This is a genomic window from Thermoanaerobaculia bacterium (assembly GCA_035717485.1).
Taxonomy (GTDB): Bacteria; Acidobacteriota; Thermoanaerobaculia; order UBA5066; family DATFVB01; genus DATFVB01.
Window position 1 is genome coordinate 1 of sequence record DASTIQ010000006.1, and the last position, 17,046, is coordinate 17,046.

15 protein-coding genes are annotated in these 17,046 nt (G+C 68.9%); 2 read left to right on the plus strand and 13 right to left on the minus strand.

Annotation, left to right across the window (positions count from 1 at the left end; translation table 11 throughout):
* Positions 1-214 precede the first annotated feature (214 nt).
* Complete coding sequence (locus tag VFS34_00120; GenBank protein HET9792837.1) at positions 215-1,039, minus strand: methyltransferase domain-containing protein; 825 nt, start codon at positions 1,037-1,039, stop codon at positions 215-217.
* 134 nt (positions 1,040-1,173) lie between these two features.
* Here VFS34_00120 and VFS34_00125 point away from each other — a divergent pair, with 134 nt between their 5' ends.
* Entirely contained in the window at positions 1,174-2,538 is a 1,365-nt protein-coding gene (locus VFS34_00125) for a hypothetical protein (GenBank protein ID HET9792838.1), read from the plus strand.
* Between the two features lie 52 nt (positions 2,539-2,590).
* Here VFS34_00125 and VFS34_00130 read toward each other — a convergent pair whose 3' ends face one another.
* The 9 genes from VFS34_00130 to VFS34_00170 all read right to left on the minus strand — a co-directional run bounded on the left by VFS34_00130 (position 2,591) and on the right by VFS34_00170 (position 10,288).
* On the minus strand, positions 2,591-3,262 hold the full coding sequence (locus VFS34_00130; protein ID HET9792839.1) for a metal-dependent hydrolase: 672 nt from the start codon (positions 3,260-3,262) through the stop codon (positions 2,591-2,593).
* A complete protein-coding gene (locus VFS34_00135; protein ID HET9792840.1) occupies positions 3,162-3,869 on the minus strand; it encodes a hypothetical protein in 708 nt (235 codons plus the stop codon). The genes VFS34_00130 and VFS34_00135 overlap by 101 nt, the downstream gene beginning before the upstream one ends.
* Positions 3,866-4,303: a DUF4019 domain-containing protein gene (locus VFS34_00140; protein ID HET9792841.1), complete on the minus strand. Its 438-nt coding sequence runs from the start codon at positions 4,301-4,303 to the stop codon at positions 3,866-3,868. The genes VFS34_00135 and VFS34_00140 overlap by 4 nt, the downstream gene beginning before the upstream one ends.
* A 64-nt stretch (positions 4,304-4,367) precedes the next feature.
* The gene (locus tag VFS34_00145; protein ID HET9792842.1) at positions 4,368-5,339 is read right to left on the minus strand and encodes a hypothetical protein; all 972 of its coding nucleotides are present in this window, start codon (positions 5,337-5,339) and stop codon (positions 4,368-4,370) included.
* Entirely contained in the window at positions 5,339-6,193 is an 855-nt protein-coding gene (locus VFS34_00150) for an ABC transporter permease subunit (protein ID HET9792843.1), read from the minus strand. Before VFS34_00150 ends, VFS34_00145 begins: the two co-directional genes overlap by 1 nt.
* A complete protein-coding gene (locus tag VFS34_00155) occupies positions 6,190-7,146 on the minus strand; it encodes an ABC transporter ATP-binding protein (GenBank protein HET9792844.1) in 957 nt (318 codons plus the stop codon). Before VFS34_00155 ends, VFS34_00150 begins: the two co-directional genes overlap by 4 nt.
* A 220-nt stretch (positions 7,147-7,366) precedes the next feature.
* Positions 7,367-8,194: a sulfite exporter TauE/SafE family protein gene (locus tag VFS34_00160; GenBank protein ID HET9792845.1), complete on the minus strand. Its 828-nt coding sequence runs from the start codon at positions 8,192-8,194 to the stop codon at positions 7,367-7,369.
* A complete protein-coding gene (locus tag VFS34_00165) occupies positions 8,191-8,685 on the minus strand; it encodes a DinB family protein (protein ID HET9792846.1) in 495 nt (164 codons plus the stop codon). Before VFS34_00165 ends, VFS34_00160 begins: the two co-directional genes overlap by 4 nt.
* 385 nt (positions 8,686-9,070) lie before the next feature.
* Entirely contained in the window at positions 9,071-10,288 is a 1,218-nt protein-coding gene (locus VFS34_00170) for an aminotransferase class V-fold PLP-dependent enzyme (protein ID HET9792847.1), read from the minus strand.
* Positions 10,289-10,361: 73 nt separating this feature from the next.
* On the opposite strand from VFS34_00170, the gene VFS34_00175 reads away from it, so the two are divergent.
* On the plus strand, positions 10,362-11,951 hold the full coding sequence (locus VFS34_00175) for an FAD-dependent thymidylate synthase (protein ID HET9792848.1): 1,590 nt from the start codon (positions 10,362-10,364) through the stop codon (positions 11,949-11,951).
* Positions 11,952-12,500: 549 nt separating this feature from the next.
* On the opposite strand, the gene VFS34_00180 is transcribed toward VFS34_00175, so the two are convergent.
* The 3 genes from VFS34_00180 to mrdA are packed head-to-tail and all read right to left on the minus strand — an operon-like array spanning position 12,501 to position 17,044.
* Positions 12,501-13,985 (minus strand): Rne/Rng family ribonuclease, encoded by a 1,485-nt coding sequence (locus tag VFS34_00180; GenBank protein ID HET9792849.1) that lies wholly within the window; start codon positions 13,983-13,985, stop codon positions 12,501-12,503.
* A 21-nt stretch (positions 13,986-14,006) separates the two neighbouring features.
* Positions 14,007-15,098 carry a rod shape-determining protein RodA gene (gene rodA / locus VFS34_00185; protein HET9792850.1) on the minus strand — a complete coding sequence of 364 codons (1,092 nt, stop codon included), beginning with the start codon at positions 15,096-15,098 and terminating at the stop codon, positions 14,007-14,009.
* A complete protein-coding gene (gene mrdA / locus VFS34_00190) occupies positions 15,095-17,044 on the minus strand; it encodes a penicillin-binding protein 2 (GenBank protein HET9792851.1) in 1,950 nt (649 codons plus the stop codon). Before mrdA ends, rodA begins: the two co-directional genes overlap by 4 nt.
* Positions 17,045-17,046 lie beyond the last annotated feature (2 nt).

Below are 17,046 nucleotides of genomic sequence, written 5' to 3' on the forward strand. Positions count from 1 at the left end.
GCGGCGACCGAGGCGTACCGATGCCGGCACTCCGCAGGAAGAGCGCGGGCGGCACGCGCCGAAGGTTCTCGCCGGAACCTTGAAGCGGCGCGAGACGCGAGCGAGACGCGCACCCACAGACCGCCGGACCCCGCAGGCGTACCGCGGCGTACGTCGGAGGGGCACGGCGGTCGAGGACGCGCGTATTCGCTCGATGTATGGACGCGCCTGCGCGCTAAGCCGAGGGTTTCCGGCCGGAGACCACGAAATAGTTCAGCATCACGAACACGTCGGGGTTCTGCCAGTAGGCCGCCGCCGCGGCTTCCAGTCCCTTCAGCATCTCCTCCGTCATCGCTCCCGCGCGGACGAGCGGGGTGAGCATTCCGATGTCGAACTGGCGGCGGAAGGGCTCGATTCCCTGCTCGTCGCTGTGCGCGACCGCGGTCGCGACCGTCACGTCGGAAAACCCCGCATTCGAAAGGATCTTCCAGAGCCGCCGGCCGATGCGGCGGTTCCCACCCGCCCGCGCCTGGACCGCGGCCATCGTCTTTTCGAGCTCGGCGAACCCGGGGATCGGCGGATCGAAGATCGCGAGCAGGTCGTCGTCGGCGTCGATCACGGCGAACGAGCCGCCCGGCCTCACGATCCGGAACGCCTCGGCCGCCGCGGAGGCGGGGTCGGGGAGGTGCTGGAAGAGGAGCCGCGCGACGCCGAAGTCGAATCGGTCGGCGGGAAGGCCGGTCGCGTCCGCGGAGCCGTGGACGAACGTCACGCGATCCAGACCCCTGCCGGCGAGATGAGCCCGGGCATCGGCGAACAGCGATGCGTCACGATCGACGCAGGTGATTCGAGCGGCGGGCCAGCGATCGAGGATCTGGCCCGTGTAGAAGCCCGGGCCGCTCCCGAGCTCGACGACCTCCTGGCCGTCGGAGAGTCCGGCGCTTTCGAGCGCCCGCGACTCGCTCTTCCAGGCGAGGGCCGCCTGGAGGCGCAGCCGATCGACTTCGGAGGAGCGGTCGCGGTTGGCCCGCGCGACGTCGTAGGAGCCGGGCCCGGTCATCGCGGAGCATTCTACGAAAAGGGGAGCGCAAACGTCGCAAAGGGATTGCCGACGAGCGCCGTGATTTTCCTGGATCAGGCGCCGCGATGGCTCTCGGCGTAGCGTGGGTGCGTTCTCGAGAAGGAGTGAGTCTCATGAAATCCATGCTTCGAGGCGCCGTTTCCGGCGTGATCATGGTCCTCGTCCTGGCGTCGTCGGCCGCGGCCCAGGCCCGATTCCGCCGGGCGTCCGGCGGCGAACCCGGGGTGCTGATCGGTCCGAACGCCGCGGTGGCGTCGGGCGTTCCCCGCAACATGCCCCTGATCGGGCGTCTCCTCGGCGCCGACGACATCCTGTTCCGCACGTCCGTCGACATCCAGAACAACACCGACGCCGCGACGCTCGTGACGTTCTGGATCCACGGGAGAAATCTCCACACCGGCGAGACGATCTCGGCCTACGGCAACATCACCAACGACGACACCGACGAGTTGATGAAGGGAATGACGAACTTTCACACCGACGACATCGTCGCCGACCTCGTCGATCAGCAATTCCTCCCCGCCTCGCTCCTCACGGACGGATTCCTCGGCTCGGGATTCGTCGTCTTCCAGGGGTTCGGAACGGGTCAGGGAGCGATGCAGGCCCGCTTCTACAGCGAGGTCGGATCGGCCGGCGGAACGATGGCCGGGGGGACGATCGGCGTGTCCCTGAACAGCAACGACATCGGACGCAACGAGCCCCGCACGCTCTACGGGGTGTTTCGGGACAGCCGCGGATTGTCGGGCACGCCCCAGCTCTACTCCAACATGTTCCTGAACAACGTCGGCTACGTCAACGACCAGAGCCAGCTCGTCGGCGACACGATCGACGTCCGGCTGACCGCCTACTCGACGACGACGTGCCAGGAGACCGGAGTCGTCCGTACCGTCCAGCTCGCGCCGTTCCAGACCGTCGGGGTTTCCGACGTCGTCAAGTACATGGGAGTCAACCCGCCGACGGAGGACGACACGATCATCGTCAAGGCGGAAGTCGTGAACGGGCTCTCGGCCATCCAGGGCATCGGGGCGATCATCGACCAGACCACCAAGGACCCCTCGGGATTCGAGATGCACGAGGCTCGTCCCGTGCAGACGCCGGTTCCGACCGTGGACGGGACGTGGAACCTGACGTTCACGATCACGGCGAGCTCCGGATCGGGTGTACCGCCCAAGAACACGCATGCCCCGGGCCGGATGACCCTGGTGACCTCCGGCTCGAACGCGTCGGGCACCCTCTACGGAACCTACAACTACGGTTCCGAGCAGGTCGAGTGGGGGATGCAGATCGCGGGCACGGTCGACAGCCAGGGGGTGGTCGCCTTCTCGATCACGCAGATCACCGCCTGCTCGGGGCCGATGACGGGCACGGGATCGATGACCCTCGCGGCGGACGGAAATCATCTCAACGGGAGCTACACCGGGCACGACAACTGCGGCCACTCGGTTTCCGCTGACATCGCGGGCGGCCGCGTCTTCTGACCCCAGCTCGCCGCGGCATTCCGATCGGGCGCCGAAAGGCGCCCGATCTGCTTCAGGCGGCCGGTTTTCCCGTTGTGTTCGGCCGCCCGGCCGGCCTCCGCAACCTCAGCGCGGCGAAGATCACGGCGAGCGAGGGGATCCAGAGCCAGGCGATCTCGCTGTTCGTCACGCGAATCCCGCCCGGATCGAGCCAGGGATTTCCGGTCGGCGGCGTGACCCGGATCGGGCGGAACAAGGAGTGATATCGGGTCGCCGAGAACGGCGCGAGGACGGCGACGCCGACGCCGCTCGCCATCGACGCGTCGAGGAATCCGTGCGAAAGCCCGGCGAGCAGGAGGGCCGCGCCGGCGCGCGCGCGGAAGTCCGGCGGGTCGTTGCGGAACAGGAAGAAGAGGAGCGCCGCCGACGCGGCGACCGCGAACGCGACGGAGTGGGTGATCCCGCGGTGCCCGAACATCCCTCGATAGCGGGCTCCCATCCACACGAAGCTGATATCGACGTCCGGCACGACCGCGATCGCGGCCGCGGCGACCCAGTATCGCGCGGGAGGTCTCTTCGTCGGCCGGAGAACCGCTGCGATCGCCGTCGCCGTCAGCGCGTGGGAGAGGACGGCGGCCAGGAGCTCAGTTCTCCGGCGCGGCGCGCGAGACCCGCGCCTCGAGCCAGCCTCGGACGAGCGGCAGCGCTTCGGCGGGGAAGTCGTGCCCGGTCTCGAGCACCTCACGCGTGACGTTCGCGCCGCGACTCTCGAGCGCCGCGGCATTCCGGGCGATCGTCTCCGGCGGATAGAACTCGTCCGAACGCCCGGCGAGGTAGAGCACGTCGAGGGCCGCGTCGCCGTACCGGGGGGAATCGCTCCAGTCTCCCGGAATCCCTCCGGCGATCGCGATCACGCCCCGGACCCTCCCGGGATACGTGAAGGCGTAACGGAAATTGAGCGCGACCGATTGCGAGAATCCGAGGAGGAAGACCGCCCCGGGATCGATCCGGCGCCCCGCGGCGAGCCGCGCCACGATCGCGTCGATCGCCGCGTGGTGGAGCGCGATCGACTCGTCCGGCTTCCAGTTCGAGATCCACCCGAAACCGACGCCGAGCGGCTTCGACCGGTCTTCGGGGCGGATGAGATGCGGGTGAGGACCCTGAAGGCAGACCAGCGCGAAGCCGTCGGGAACCGCGGGCCGGACGAGCCGTCCCATGGACCTCTTGCTGCCCCCGTAGCCGTGCAGCGCGACGAGGAGCGGCGCGGCGGGCCGCTCCGGAAGGGAAACGTCGCACCACGACGCGGATTCCTGCGGGATGCGCCATTCCTCGGTGCCCCGCTCCGGCGTCATTTGATGAAGTATCCAGCCGCCTTCCAGTCGCTCCCCTCGCGAACGGCCGTGACGGTCTCGACGGCATCGGCCTTGGCCGCGTAGGAGGCGTGGAACTGGATCACGAAGTACTCGCCGTCCGGCGCGCCCGGCAGCGACCTCCGGAAGTCGGCGGATTTCAGGGTGCGTTTGCCGAGGTCGCCCATCGGTTTCCTCCCGCCGTTCATCGCGTCCACCCATCGCTGTCGGGACACGGCGCCCTGGAAGAGCTTCGACGCGTCGTCCCAGGACTGTCCGTACTTTCCTTCGTCGATGACGTGGAGCCACGTCGTCATGGCCGTGACGGCGGGCAGCGAGTCCGGCGGCTTGGGCGGCTCGTCGGCCGCGCGGGCGGCGAAGGGCGCCAGGACGAGGGCCAGAGCGGCGCCGAGGAGCGCGAGGGGACGAAGACGCATGAGAACCTCCCTCCGGGACGGCCCCGGAGGGAAGATTCTAGCCTGCCGGCGCGGCGATCCGCGGTTACTTCGCGCCGCTCTTCTTCGCGAACGCGGAAGCCGGCACGTCCCCGGAGATCGTGACGCCGTCGTCGGTGCGGCTCACCTTGATCCTGCGGATCGCCGACACGAGCTCGGGGTTCTTCGACTGCGCCGACATGCGCCACGCCGCGAGCATCCCGCGGAGGACGTCCTCGAGGTTCTGCCGCGTCTCCTCGTCGGAAGCGACGCCCGTCGCCGAGATCGACACGGCCGAACCGGAGACGTCCGCCTGGAACGTCACCAGCGACAGGGACCGGAGCGCTCCCGCGAGCTGCGCCGCCGGGCTGTCTCCGCCTTCGCGGGCCGAGGAAGGATGGATCCGCTGGATCCGGGCGGCGTCGACGATCGCCCAGGCGGCCGAACGCGTATCGACGCGGCCGAGAGCGTCGGAAACGAAGGAGTGCGGCGGGAGGCCGGCCGACCCGGCCGCATACGCGTCGAGCGCGTGGAGAAGCGCCGGTTCGCTTCCCGCGATCACGAGCGTCGACGAGACGAAGGCCACCGCGCCGGAGTCGTGCGCGTGCTCTCCCGCGTGGGCCGGAAGCCGGTAATACGGGAAGGGGGCGGCGTCGATGCGCACCGCTCCCCGCGACGCGGTCGCCGCGGCGAGAGCGTCGGGGTGGAAGCGTCCCTCGAAGACGACGAGCGGTCCCGGATCGCCGGTCCCGGCGGCGGTGAGCGAGAAGACGGCGGAGTCGACGTCCTTCTTCGGATCGAGGCCGGCGTCGTTCAGGAACCGCGCGGCCTTTCCGTCGGCCGAAACCGCATCGGTCTCGTGGAACAGGTCGGCCGAGACCGCGCTCGATTTCAGCCGGTCGAATCGGACCTCGCCGACCGCGAGGGCGTCCGAAGGCACGAGGGCGAGCCCGTCGGCGGGCGGCGCCGCGGGCGCCGCCGAAACGGCGCCCGCGAAAGCGGGGACGAAAGCGCAGAGGAGAAGGGCGAGGCGTTTCATCAGAAATCCTTTCTCTGGAAGAGCCATGAGGCGAGCAGGAAACAGGCGAGCCCGAAGGCCGCCGTCGTTCCGAAGGAAAGAGCGGAAATCGAGCCCGTCACCTCGTGCGGCACGGCGCGGCCGCCGACGAGCGCGATGGCGGCGCGGCCGAGCTCGACGACTTTCGGGAGCGTCCAGTAGAGCCCCCGCACGATCGCCGCCTGCCACTCGTGCGCCATCGCCGCCTCGATCTTCTCGTGGCCCGCGAAGATCGTCGAGAGGAAGAAGATCGCGTAGGTCGCCATGATCGAGACGCCGGTCGAGGAGGTCACGACGCCGATGCAGAACGAGAACGCCATCAAGACCGCGATCGTCAGCAGGATCACGAGCGCCGCGAGAAAGAACCGCGGGTGCATGACCTTCGTCTTCCACGCCACGATCGCCCAGATCGCGCCGACGAGATAGACGACGTTCGCGGCCGCGAGCAGCATCCCGGCCACGTAACGCGACGCGAGGAGGCGGACGCGGCCGGTCGGCCGCGAGAGGTAGAGGTCGATCGTTCCCTTCTCCTGGAGGCGCGGCGTCAGGTGCGCCGTCGCGAAGATCGCGAGGAACGTTCCGATGACGTAGAGGAACGCGGAGAACCCCGATTCGAATCCGATGACGAGCCGGTCGAGGTCGACGCGCTCTCCTCCCATCTGCACCGACTGCCCGAAGAGCTTCGCTCCCGCGAGCGCGCCGTTGACGATGTCGAGATTGACGGCGAAGGCGAAGATCAGGATGAACAGGGAAGAGAGCACGAAGTAGGCGACGAGCGTCCACCGCGCCGCGGCCTCGCGAAAGACGTCCTCGACGTTGGCGGCGAGCGTTCTCATCGGTTCTCCTCCGGCGCCGCGGCGGCGGGGGCTCCGGCGGGCTCGTCGGCGGGGCGGAACAGCCCGACGAAGACGTCTTCGAGGCTCGACTTGAGCGGCGCGAGCTCGAGGAGGTTCGCGCCGCGGGTGCGGAGGCGGTCGACGAGCGCGTTGACGTGATCGAGGTCCCGGACCGAAAGCAGGAGGTGTCCGTTCTGCCGCTCGACGCCGGCGCCCGTCTCGCGGAAGGCCGCGAGGAGCGCCTCGTCGACGGGAGCCGCGGCCATGCGCCAGCGGGATTCGCGGCGCGTGAGCTCCTCGACGGTGCCCTGCGCGGCGATCTTTCCGGCGCGGAGGATCGCGACGCGCGAGCAGGTGAGCTCGATCTCGGAGAGGAGGTGGGAATTGACGAGCACGGCCTTTCCGCGTCCGGCCTCCTCCTGGAGGAGATCGCGGATTTCCCGGCGGCCGACCGGATCCACCCCGTCGGTGGGCTCGTCGAGGAGCAGGACGTCCGGATCGTGGACGAGCGCCGCGGCGAGCCCGAGCCGCTGGACCATGCCCTTGGAGAATTTCTTCACCCGCACGCCCGCCCATTTCTCCAGGCGGACCCGCGCGAGAAGCTCCGGAATGCGCCGCGCGAGCGTCGGGGAGTCCAGTCCCGACATGCGGCCGAAAACGGAGAGGGTCTCGCGGGCCGTGAGGTATCCCGGAAAACGATGTCCTTCCGGGAGATATCCGACGCGCCGCCGGCTCTCGGGGTCCGACACGGGGATTCCGTGGATCGACGCGTCGCCCGAGGTCGCGCGCGTCAGGCCGAGGAGGATCTTGACGGTCGTGGTCTTGCCGGCGCCGTTCGGGCCCAGCAGCCCAAACAGCTCGCCGGAATGGACTTCGAGATCGATCCCGTCGAGCGCGGTGATCGAGCGGTAGACCTTGCGGAGACCGCGCGCGGCGAGGACCGTGGTCGTCATAGTGGTAATAACGGAGAACAGGAAGGGAAGTTCAGGTATTGCAAGCGCGGACCATACGGGCTGCCATGCGCGTCCGCGCCCCGAACGCGTCTTTCAACCCGTCTGGCCGCGCCTCATCTCTGACCGAAAAGGCGCGGCCGGGAAGCCCGTTTGCGAGCGTTCGACATCCGGGATTCGAGTCGTTTCCGATTTCGGATTCGGTTTTCGGTTCTTTTGATGGCTACAGCCTTTCGCCTCGCAGCAGCAGCGCGACGGTCATCGTGAGGCCGACCGCGACGACGGTCCATCGCGCGGGACCTCTTCCGATCCGCCGCGCCAGACGCGCGCCGCCGTAACCGCCGATCGCGGACCCGGCGACCATCACGGCGACGGAGGGCCAGTGGACGGCGCCGCGGACGATGAAGTAGGCGGAGGCGACGCCGTTGATCGCGGTGACGAAGAAGCCTTTCAGGCCGTTGGCGGCGTGGATGTCGGAGAGGCCCAGGAAACCGAGCAGGGCGAGGATCAGAATCCCGCTTCCCGCCCCGAAATACCCTTCGTAGACGGCGACGACGAGAAGCAATCCGCCGACGAAGGCGATGCGGCGCCGGCTCGGCGGGCGGACGGACGCGGGCCGCCGGAACGAGAGCGCGCCCTGCAGGACGAAGAGCGACGTCGCGAAGAGGACGAGCCACGGCGCGATCCGCGCGAAGTCGCGTTCCGGCGTGGCGATCAGGAGCGCCGAGCCGATCGCGCCCCCCGCGAGGCCGGGAACCAGGAGCGAGGCGATCCAGCGCGGGTGCTTGCGAACGTCTTCGAGGTGTCCGACCATCGCGCCGGCGCCCGTCGGAAGCATTCCGACCGTCGACGTCGCGTTGGCGACGACGGCCGGGAGGCCGAGCAGCACGAGCGCGGAAAACGTGATCAGAGTGCTGCCTCCCGCCATCGCGCCGATCGCGGAAGCGACGACGGACGCCGGGAAGAGGACGGCGGCGGCGAACGGGGAAAAGGAGATCCCGGGGGTCGCCGCTCCCGGCGAGACCGCGCCCGCCGCCAACAGCGGGCTCACTCGACGCTTCTCGCGCGGACTTCCTCCGACGTCAGCCCGTAGAGCGGCGGCGTCTCGATCCCGAGCATCCCGAGCATCAGGTAGATCTGGCCGCGATGATGCACCTCGTGCTCGATCATCGACCGCAGCCACTTGCCGACGCGGATCGACGCGCCGCCCGGCGTCTCGCAGCGGGCCTCGAGGTCCGAGGCCGAGAGGCTCCCGAAGATCGCGACGGATTCCCGGTGGCGGTCGCGGAGATAGGTGAGCACGGCGTCCCGGCCGTCGGCGAGCTCCCGTCCGCAGCCCGCGTAGCGGCTCGGACGGCGCATCGCGTTCTCGGCGAACATCCAGCGCTCCGTCGCCGCGATGTGGCGCACGACGTCGCCGAGCGTGAACTTTCCTTCGGCGGGCGCCCACTCGATCCTGTCGTCCGGGATCAGAACCGCGACGCGCTCGGTCCGCGCCCGGATCTTTTCGAAGTAGATGAGGAATTCGGCGGGCGAGTCCACGGCGTCAGTATAGGCCGCGCACCCGGGATCCGGTTCCCGTCGAGCGTCCGGACGCCGGGTTTCCCCGGACCGAAGACAATACACGAAATTCCGGCGGGAGCGCGCTCTTCGCGGCTACGCTTCGGCCTGGATCGGCGGCTGCGCCGGCGGGGGGTCGCCGATCGGGGGCGTCGGACCGGTCGGCGGAACCTCGGGCGATCGGGGCGGAGTCACGACCGGTGGCTCGGGGCGGCGCGGGGACGACGGCTCCCGGGGCGGGACGATCTTTCCGGGACGATCGGCATATTCGGACATCGAGACCTCCGCCGGAACCGTTCTGCAATCGGGAGGCCGGGACGACGGACGCCCTTCCCGGGAAGGACTTTCGAGTCGCGGCGGCACGTGTCTAGCGGCCGGGATGGTCCGCGCTGGCCACGCGTTGCGCCCGCAGCTCGCGGACCGCCCGGACCACCTCGCCGGCCGCGTAATCGACTTCGTCCTCGGTGTTGAATCGGCCGAGGCCGAAGCGGATCGCCGAATAGGCGAGCGCGTCGGGGACGCCGATCGCCTTCTGGACGTGCGAGGGCTCGATCGAAGCCGACGTGCACGCCGCCCCGGAGGAGACCGCGACGTCGCGAATGCCGGCGATCAGCGCTTCTCCCTCTACCCCCCCGAACGAGACGTTCAGGTTTCCGGGGATCCGCCACTCCGGCCCCTCCAGATTCCCGTCGGCGTCGATCTCCGGCAGCGGATAGCCGTTGAGATGCAGGTCGTCGAGCGCGGAGATTCGCGCCCACAGACGCGCGCGCAGGCGGCGGAGGCGCCGGGACTCTTCCGGGAGCTCCGCCGCCGCGAGCTCGCAGGCGCGGCCGAGCCCCACGATTCCCGGGACGTTCAGGGTTCCCGAACGCAGCCCGCGCTCGTGGCCGCCGCCGTGGATCATCGGCGACAGCCGCACGCGCGGCGCCCTTCCCCGCACGTAGAGAGCCCCGCATCCCTTCGGCCCGTAGATCTTGTGCGCGGTGATCGACACGAGATCCACGCCGAAGGTCTCGACGTCGAACGGGATCTTTCCCGCTCCCTGCACCGCGTCGGTGTGGACGAGCACCCCGCGGGCGCGGCAGATCGCCGCGATCTCGCGCAGCGGATGGATCGTCCCGATTTCGTTGTTGGCGAGCATCAGCGTGACGAGCACGGTCCGCTCGGTGAGCGCGGATTCGACCTGGGCCGGAGAGACCTGCCCGAAGCGGTCGGGAGCGAGCACCGTCACCTCGAAGCCCTCGCGCTCGAGCTCGCGGCAGGAGTCGAGGACGGCCTTGTGCTCCGTCGCGCCCGTCACGATATGGTTCCCCTTCTCGCGAGCGTGGCGCGCGGCGCCGAGGATCGCGAGGTTGTCGGACTCGGTCGCGCCGGAGGTGAAGACGATCTCGGCCGCCGTTGCGCCGAGGAACGCGGCGACCTTCTGTCGCGCCTCGTCCACGGCGGCCTCCGCCTCCCAGCCGTAGAGGTGATTCCGCGAGGCGGCATTCCCGAAAGCCGTCGTCAGGTAGGGCATCATCGCGTCGAGCACCCGCGGATCGATCGGCGTCGTCGCGTGATTGTCCATGTAGATCGGCGCCTTCATGATTCGATTCTACGCCGCACCGGCCGGCCGAACGCGGCGCGCCGTCGGGCGAACTGGTAAAATCGTCGCTTCGATGTCCACCGTGCGAGCGCCCGAAAATCCCCCGTTTGCCTTCCTCTCTCCGGCGCCGCACGTGCGCCTGACGCACGCGTTCACGCGTCCCTTCGAGAACGTCGTCGCGACCGCCCGGACGTGTTACTCGAGCAAGGGCGTCGTCGACGAGGACCAGGCGTCGCGAAATCCCGGGAAGCGCGACGCCCTCGCGAAGTCGATCTACGAGGCCGGGCACCACACGACTTTCCAGCACGCCCACTTCCAGTTCGCGATCTCGAACGTGTCGCGACAGTTCCTCTGGACGTTCCTCCACAGCCACCCGTTCTACAACTCCGAGCAGGTTTCGCAGAGGTACGTGGAGGTCAAGGCCGGGAACTTCGCCGTTCCGCCGCTCGCCGGCGAAGCGCGCGAGCTCTTCGAGAGGACCGCGCGGCTCCAGAACGAGGCGTATGCCCGCCTGACGGAGCTCCTCGTGCCGATCTGCCGCGAGCGGTATTTCGGGCTCTTTCCGGGACGCCTCCGGGGAGACGGGCCACAGCGGTTCGCGGGAGCGGTCGGGAAGCGCGCGCAGGAGATCGCCCGCTACGTCCTTCCGGTCGCGACGTTCGCGTTCCTCTACCACACGGTCTCCGGCATCACGCTCTTCCGCTACCGCCGGCTCTGCGAGTCTTTCGACGCCCCGGTCGAGCAGCGTTACGTCGTCGACCGCATGGTCGCGGAAGTCCTGGCGCTCGACCCTCTGTACGCGACGGTGCTCGAGGATCCGATTCCCCTCGAGGAAACGCCGGAGTTCGAGGCGTTCCGGAGCGTCGCCGGCCGGCCCCCGTTCCACGCTCGGTTCCGGGAAGAGTTCGACGCGTCGCTCGAGGGCAAGACCTCGAAGCTCGTCGACTGGAAGGCGAACAACGAAGCGGTGCTCGCCGCCGCCGTCCGCGAGGTCCTGGGACTCCCCGCCTCGGAGATGAGCGACGACGATGCGATCGCGCTCTGCCTCGATCCCTCGAAGAACCGGCTGCTGGGCGAGACGCTGACGCTCACGACCCACGGGAAGGTCAGCCGGGCGATGTTCCACCCGGCGTGGACGTTCCGGAAGAAGCTCTCGCACACCGCGGACTCGCAGGACCAGCGCCACCGGATGACGCCGGCGTCGCGGCCGGCGCTTCCCGCCTACCTATCCGACGCGCCGGACTACGTCGTCCCGATGCTGATCGGCGAGGTGCCGGAAGCCGCCCGCCTCTACCGGGAGACGATGGAGCGGACGTGGGAGGCGATCGGGACCCTCCGTGCCCGCGGCGTCGCCGACGAGTTCGCCGCGTACCTCCTCCCCAACGCCGTGCCGGTCCGGTTCACCGAGTCGGCCGATCTCCTGAACCTCCACCACAAGATGGCGATGCGTCTCTGCTACAACGCCCAGGAAGAGATCTGGGCCGCGTCGCGCGAGGAGGCGCTCCAGATCCGCGAGATCAATCCGCGGATCGGCCGCTGGCTCCTCCCGCCCTGCTCGCTCCGCCACGCGGCCGGAGTGCGGCCGGTGTGCCCGGAGGGAGACCGGTTTTGCGGCGACGTGGTGTGGAAGAGGGACGTCGCCGACTTCTCGAGAAAATTGTAGCGAGCGCGGCCATACGGGTCGCCATACGCGTCCGTGGCGTCCGCCGGCGGGATCAACGTACGCGCCGGTACGCCTCACCCGCCGGCCGGGCGCCCCGAACGCGTCTTTCAACCCGTCTGACCGCGCCTCGATCTCGAACGGCTGTCGAGTCTTCGGGGACGGACACAACCGCGGAGGCGGAGGCCTTCTTAATCCGGGCTTCATCTTTTGACGGACAAAGAGGGGCCCCGCCTCTTGCGGGGCCGAGGAGGAGTAATGAAGGTTACTGGTTATTACGTCGAACGCGCGGGAAGGTTTCGTTATTTCCGGAAAACGAACTGGCGCGAATCTTGAACCCCGGGAGGGTTCCTTCTTTTCCTGGGCCCGGGGAGCAATCCCCGGGCCTCTTTTTTTCGCAGGCGTGGTGGCCAATCGTCGAGGCTCTGCGCGGGTCCCGGAGGTTGCGCCCTCAGTTCCGCCGAACTTGAGGCGCGGCCAGACGTGCGGGAAGACGGGTTCGGCGGCACGGCCTCGACGGACCCGTATAACCGCGCGTATGGTCCGCGCCTTTTACAGGACCGCGATTTCGTATCGCGCGGGAGGCAGGCTCTCGTCTTCCCTCAGCACGATCGACACTTCCAGCTCGCGCTCGACGTCGTCCAGGATCCGTTTCTCCTCGCGGAGCAGGCGGACGACGTCTCCCGAAACCCGGACGAGGATCGTCTCTCCCGACGTGAACGAGCGCGCGAGCTTCATGATCTCGCGGCGGATGTCGAGGGCGACCGTGTAATCGTTCTTGACGCGCCCGTTGCCGCCGCAGGACGGGCACGGCTTCGTGAGCGCCCGTTCGAGCGAAGCCCGGGAGCGCTTGCGCGTGATCTGAACGAGGCCGAATTCGGAGATCTGGAGGATCTTCGACTTCGCGCGGTCCTTCTTCATCTCGGCCTCGAACGTCTCGAAGAGCTGCTGCCGGTGCTGCGCGTCCTCGAGATCGATGAAATCGACGACGAGGATGCCTCCGAGGTCCCGGAGGCGGATCTGCCGGACGATTTCCCGCGCCGCCTCGAGGTTGACGGCGAGCACCGTGTCCTCGAGGCTGTCCTTCCCGACGAACTTCCCCGAGTTGACGTCGATCGACACGAGGGCCTCGGTCGGGTTGATCACGATGTAGCCGCCGGACTTCAGCCACACCTTCGACTTGATCGCCTTCTCGATCTCCGCCTCGATCCCGAACTCCTCGAAGAAGAGGGGACTCGGCTTGTGCAGGCGCACGCGGGAAACGAGCGCCGGCTCCATCGCGTTGACGAACTCGACGACGCGGCCGAACGCCTCGTGATCGTTGACGCGGATCGCCGCGACGTCCCGCGACAGGAGATCCCGGATCGAACGAAGGAGGAGGTCCTGCTCGCGGTGGAGGAGGGTCGGCGGGCGGGCGGACCGGGCGCGCGCCTGGATCGACTCCCAGAGCGCCGCTAGGTACGTCCGGTCGTTCTCGAACTCGTCGGCGGCGCGGCCTTCCGACACCGTGCGGGCGATGAACCCCCCCTCGCCGCGGAAAGCGTCGAGCAGCGTCTTCAGCCGCTCGCGCTCGGCTTCGTCCTCGATGCGCCTCGATATCCCGACGCGCGGCGAGAACGGGGTGAAGACGAGGAGCCGCCCGGGGAGCGAGACGTTCGTGGAGACCCGCGCTCCCTTCGCGCCGATCGGTTCCTTGACGACCTGGACGACGAGGTCCTGCCCCTCCTTCAGGAGATCGTCGATCGAGATCGCCGGACGGGGCCGCGGCTCCTCGTCGGGAACGTCTTCTTCGTCCTCCCAGTCGTCGCGCACGTCGGCGACATAGAGGAACGCGTCCTTGTCGAGCCCGATGTCGACGAACGCCGCCTGCATCCCGGGAAGGACGCGCGACACCCGGCCGAGGTAGATGTCGCCGACGGTGCCCGAGCGCCGGGCGCGCTCGAGGAAGAGCTCCGCGGGCTTGCCGTTCTCCGTCAGCGCGACGCGGGTCTGCGCCGGGCTGCAGTCGATGAGGATCTCCTTGACGACGTCGTTCATGCGTTGCCGAACCGCCGCGCCTCAGGCATTGGCGAATCTCCTCGCTTCGACCGAGAGGATCAGGCCGATCGAGGCGAGCGTCGTCGCGACGGAGGATCCGCCGTACGAGAGGAGCGGCAGCGGAATCCCGGTCGTCGGAAAGAGGCCGATCATCATCCCGGTGTTCAGCATGACGGAGAAGAAGAGGCACGCCGTGAGTCCCAGCACGAGGAACGCTCCGCCCCGGTCGCGCGCGTGGAGCGAAAGGCGCAGGCCGCGCAGGACGACGGCCGCATAGAGCGACAGCACGACGAGCACGCCGAGGAATCCGAACTCCTCGGCGAGAACGGCGAAGATGAAGTCCGTGTGGCGGACCGGGAGGAACCGGAGCTGGCTCTGCGTGCCGCGCCGGTATCCCTTTCCGACGAGCCCGCCCGATCCCACGGCGATCTTCGACTGGCGCACCTGGTATCCCGCGCCGGACACGTCCGCGTCGGGGTGGACGAACGTCGCGATCCTCTGCTTCTGGTATCCCTTCAGGAAGAGCCATCCGACGGCGCAGCAGGCGACGAACGTGATCGCGAGGACCGCCCACCACCGGCGGCGCATGCGGCCGAAGTACATCCCGACGAGGAGGAGGGGAATGAACGTCAGCGCCAGTCCGAGGTCGGGCTGCAGGAAGACGAGGAGGCAGGGGAAGAGGACCATCGCGAAGAGCTTCACGAGCGCGGCCGGCCGCAGTCTCCGGTCCTGCTCGTTCTCGAAGAGGTAGGCGAGGAGCAGCGCGGTCGCGACCTTGGCGACCTCCGCCGGCTGGAACTGGTATCCGCCGAACCGCACCCAGGACCGGACGTGCGCGATCCGGTGCCCGAAGGCGAGGAGATAGACGAGGGGAACGAGAGAGGCCGCGTAGATCGGGAAGGAGAACTTCAGGAGCACGCGGTAGTCGATCGCGAGCATCGCGAGCATCGCCGCCAGTCCGACGGCCATCCAGAGCGCCTGGCGGCCGGCGAGATCCCCGAAACGGCCGCCGAGGGTGGCCGAGGTGACGAGCAGGAGGCCGATCCCGAGGAGGGCGAGGACCGGCAGGACGAGCGCGACGTCGACGCGGCGGCGGCGAAGCAGTCCCCTCACCGGCGTCTCTCCGGAATCGAGGGGGGCGGAACACGCGCCTCCGGCGCCGCCGCCTGCCGCACCGGGAACCCGGCGGCGGCGGGCGCAGCGGCGATCGTCGCGGGCGCGGGAGGCGCTTCCGGCGGCTCGGCCGGGTGCGGGACGGGAACGCCGAAATACGTGGCGACGAGATCGCGCGCCAGGGGCGCCGCGGCCGAGGCGCCGTGCTGGCCGTGCTCGACGAAGACCGCGACGACGATCTTCGGATCGCGCTTCGGCGCGAAGCCGATGAACCAGGCGTGATCGCGCTTTTCGAAGGGGAGCGAACCCTCTTTCTTCGTGTCCTTCTGCGCGACGACCTGGACCGAGCCCGTCTTCCCGCACAGCTCGATCCCGGCGAGCTTCGAGAGATACGCCGTCCCCCCCGGCTCGTTGACGACCGCCCACATCGCGTCCTCGATCTGCTCGACGATCGACGGATCGATCTTCATGCGCGGCTCGACCTCGTCGACGTACTCGAAGCGCGCTCCGCTCTGCGGGTCCTGCGCCGAGAGGAAGAGGTGGGGCCGCGGGAACCGGCCGCCGTTGACGAGCCCGGCGAGCCCCCGCGCGAGCTGCACCGACGAAACGAGCAGGGGACCCTGGCCGATCGCGACCGAGATCGTCTCCGACGGATACCAGTGAGCTTTGCGCACCTTCGCGCTCCACTCTTCCGAGGGCACGAGGCCGCTCTTCTCGTTCGGGAGGTCGAGGCCGGTCGGCTGGCCGAACCCGAACGCGCGGGCCGCCTCGGCGATCTTCTCGATCCCCATCTTCTTGCCGAGCGTGTAGAAGTAGACGTCGCAGGATCCGCGGATCGCCTCCCGGAGGTTCACCCACCCGTGCCCCTCCTTCTTGTGGCACTTGAAGGCCCGGCCGTAGAAGGTCGCGTAGCCGGGGCAGAACACCTTCGTGTCGGGGGTGACGTATCCGCCCGCGAGGCCTTCGGCGGCGAGGAAGACCTTGAACGCCGACCCCGGAGAGTAGACGTTCTGGATCGCGCGGTTCTGGAGCGGACGGAACGGATTGTCGACGAGCGTCGCCCATTCGGCTCCGGTCATCCGCCGCGAGAAGAGGTTCGGGTCGTACGACGGGGCCGAGACGAGCGCGAGGATCTGGCCGGTCTTCGGGTCCATCGCGACCGCCGAGCCGACGCGGTCGCGGAAGTACCGCTCGGCGACGTCCTGGAGCCGCTGGTCGATCGTGAGCGTGAGGTTCCGGCCGGGCACGGGGTCGACGCGGCTCTCCTCCGCCGTCTCGTGGCCGAAGGAGTCGACGATGATCCGCCGTTCGCCGTCGCGCCCGGCGAGGAGGTCCTGATACGCGCTCTCGACGCCGCGCTGCCCGACGGAGACTCCCGGGCGATAGCGGTCGGGCTGGGCGGCGATCTGGTTCGGCGTCGCCTCGGAGAGATAACCGAGCGTCTGCGCGGCGGCGGAAGACTTCGTGTAGAGCCTCCGTTGTCCGACGCCGACCGCGAACTCGGGATGCTCCGCTCCGCGCGCCTCGATGGCGGCGACCTCGCCGATCGACAGGTTCTCGGCGAGCGCGATCGGAACGAAGTCGAAGTACGTGCGGTAGCGCGCGACGCGCCGCTCGACGTCCTCGCGCGGGAGCCCGAGCAGCGCGACCGCGGTGTCGATCGACGCCGAGAGGTTCTTCGTCTCCCGGCGGTACAGGTAGAGCGTGTACGACGGCTCGTTCTCCGCGAGCGCGACGCCCCGGCGGTCGTAGATGACGCCCCGGGCGGCGGTGACGGCGACCGAGCGGAGCCGGTTGTTCTCCGAGAGGCGGAAGTAGTAGTCGCCGCGGACGATCTGGGTGTACCAGTACGCGGTCGCCATCGCGGCGAACGAGAACGCGGCCGCGATGAACGCGACCTCGATCATCCGATGGAAGGACTCGCGATCCTCAGACGATCTCGCCATGA

Coding starts and splice junctions, on each gene's coding strand:
- VFS34_00120 (HET9792837.1), bottom strand. CDS start 1,039: ATGACCGGGCCCGGCTCCTACGACGTCGCGCGGGCCAACCGCGACCGC.
- VFS34_00125 (HET9792838.1), top strand. CDS start 1,174: ATGAAATCCATGCTTCGAGGCGCCGTTTCCGGCGTGATCATGGTCCTC.
- VFS34_00135 (HET9792840.1), bottom strand. CDS start 3,869: ATGACGCCGGAGCGGGGCACCGAGGAATGGCGCATCCCGCAGGAATCC.
- VFS34_00140 (HET9792841.1), bottom strand. CDS start 4,303: ATGCGTCTTCGTCCCCTCGCGCTCCTCGGCGCCGCTCTGGCCCTCGTC.
- VFS34_00145 (HET9792842.1), bottom strand. CDS start 5,339: ATGAAACGCCTCGCCCTTCTCCTCTGCGCTTTCGTCCCCGCTTTCGCG.
- VFS34_00150 (HET9792843.1), bottom strand. CDS start 6,193: ATGAGAACGCTCGCCGCCAACGTCGAGGACGTCTTTCGCGAGGCCGCG.
- VFS34_00155 (HET9792844.1), bottom strand. CDS start 7,146: ATGACGACCACGGTCCTCGCCGCGCGCGGTCTCCGCAAGGTCTACCGC.
- VFS34_00170 (HET9792847.1), bottom strand. CDS start 10,288: ATGAAGGCGCCGATCTACATGGACAATCACGCGACGACGCCGATCGAT.
- VFS34_00175 (HET9792848.1), top strand. CDS start 10,362: ATGTCCACCGTGCGAGCGCCCGAAAATCCCCCGTTTGCCTTCCTCTCT.
- VFS34_00180 (HET9792849.1), bottom strand. CDS start 13,985: ATGAACGACGTCGTCAAGGAGATCCTCATCGACTGCAGCCCGGCGCAG.
- mrdA (HET9792851.1), bottom strand. CDS start 17,044: ATGGCGAGATCGTCTGAGGATCGCGAGTCCTTCCATCGGATGATCGAG.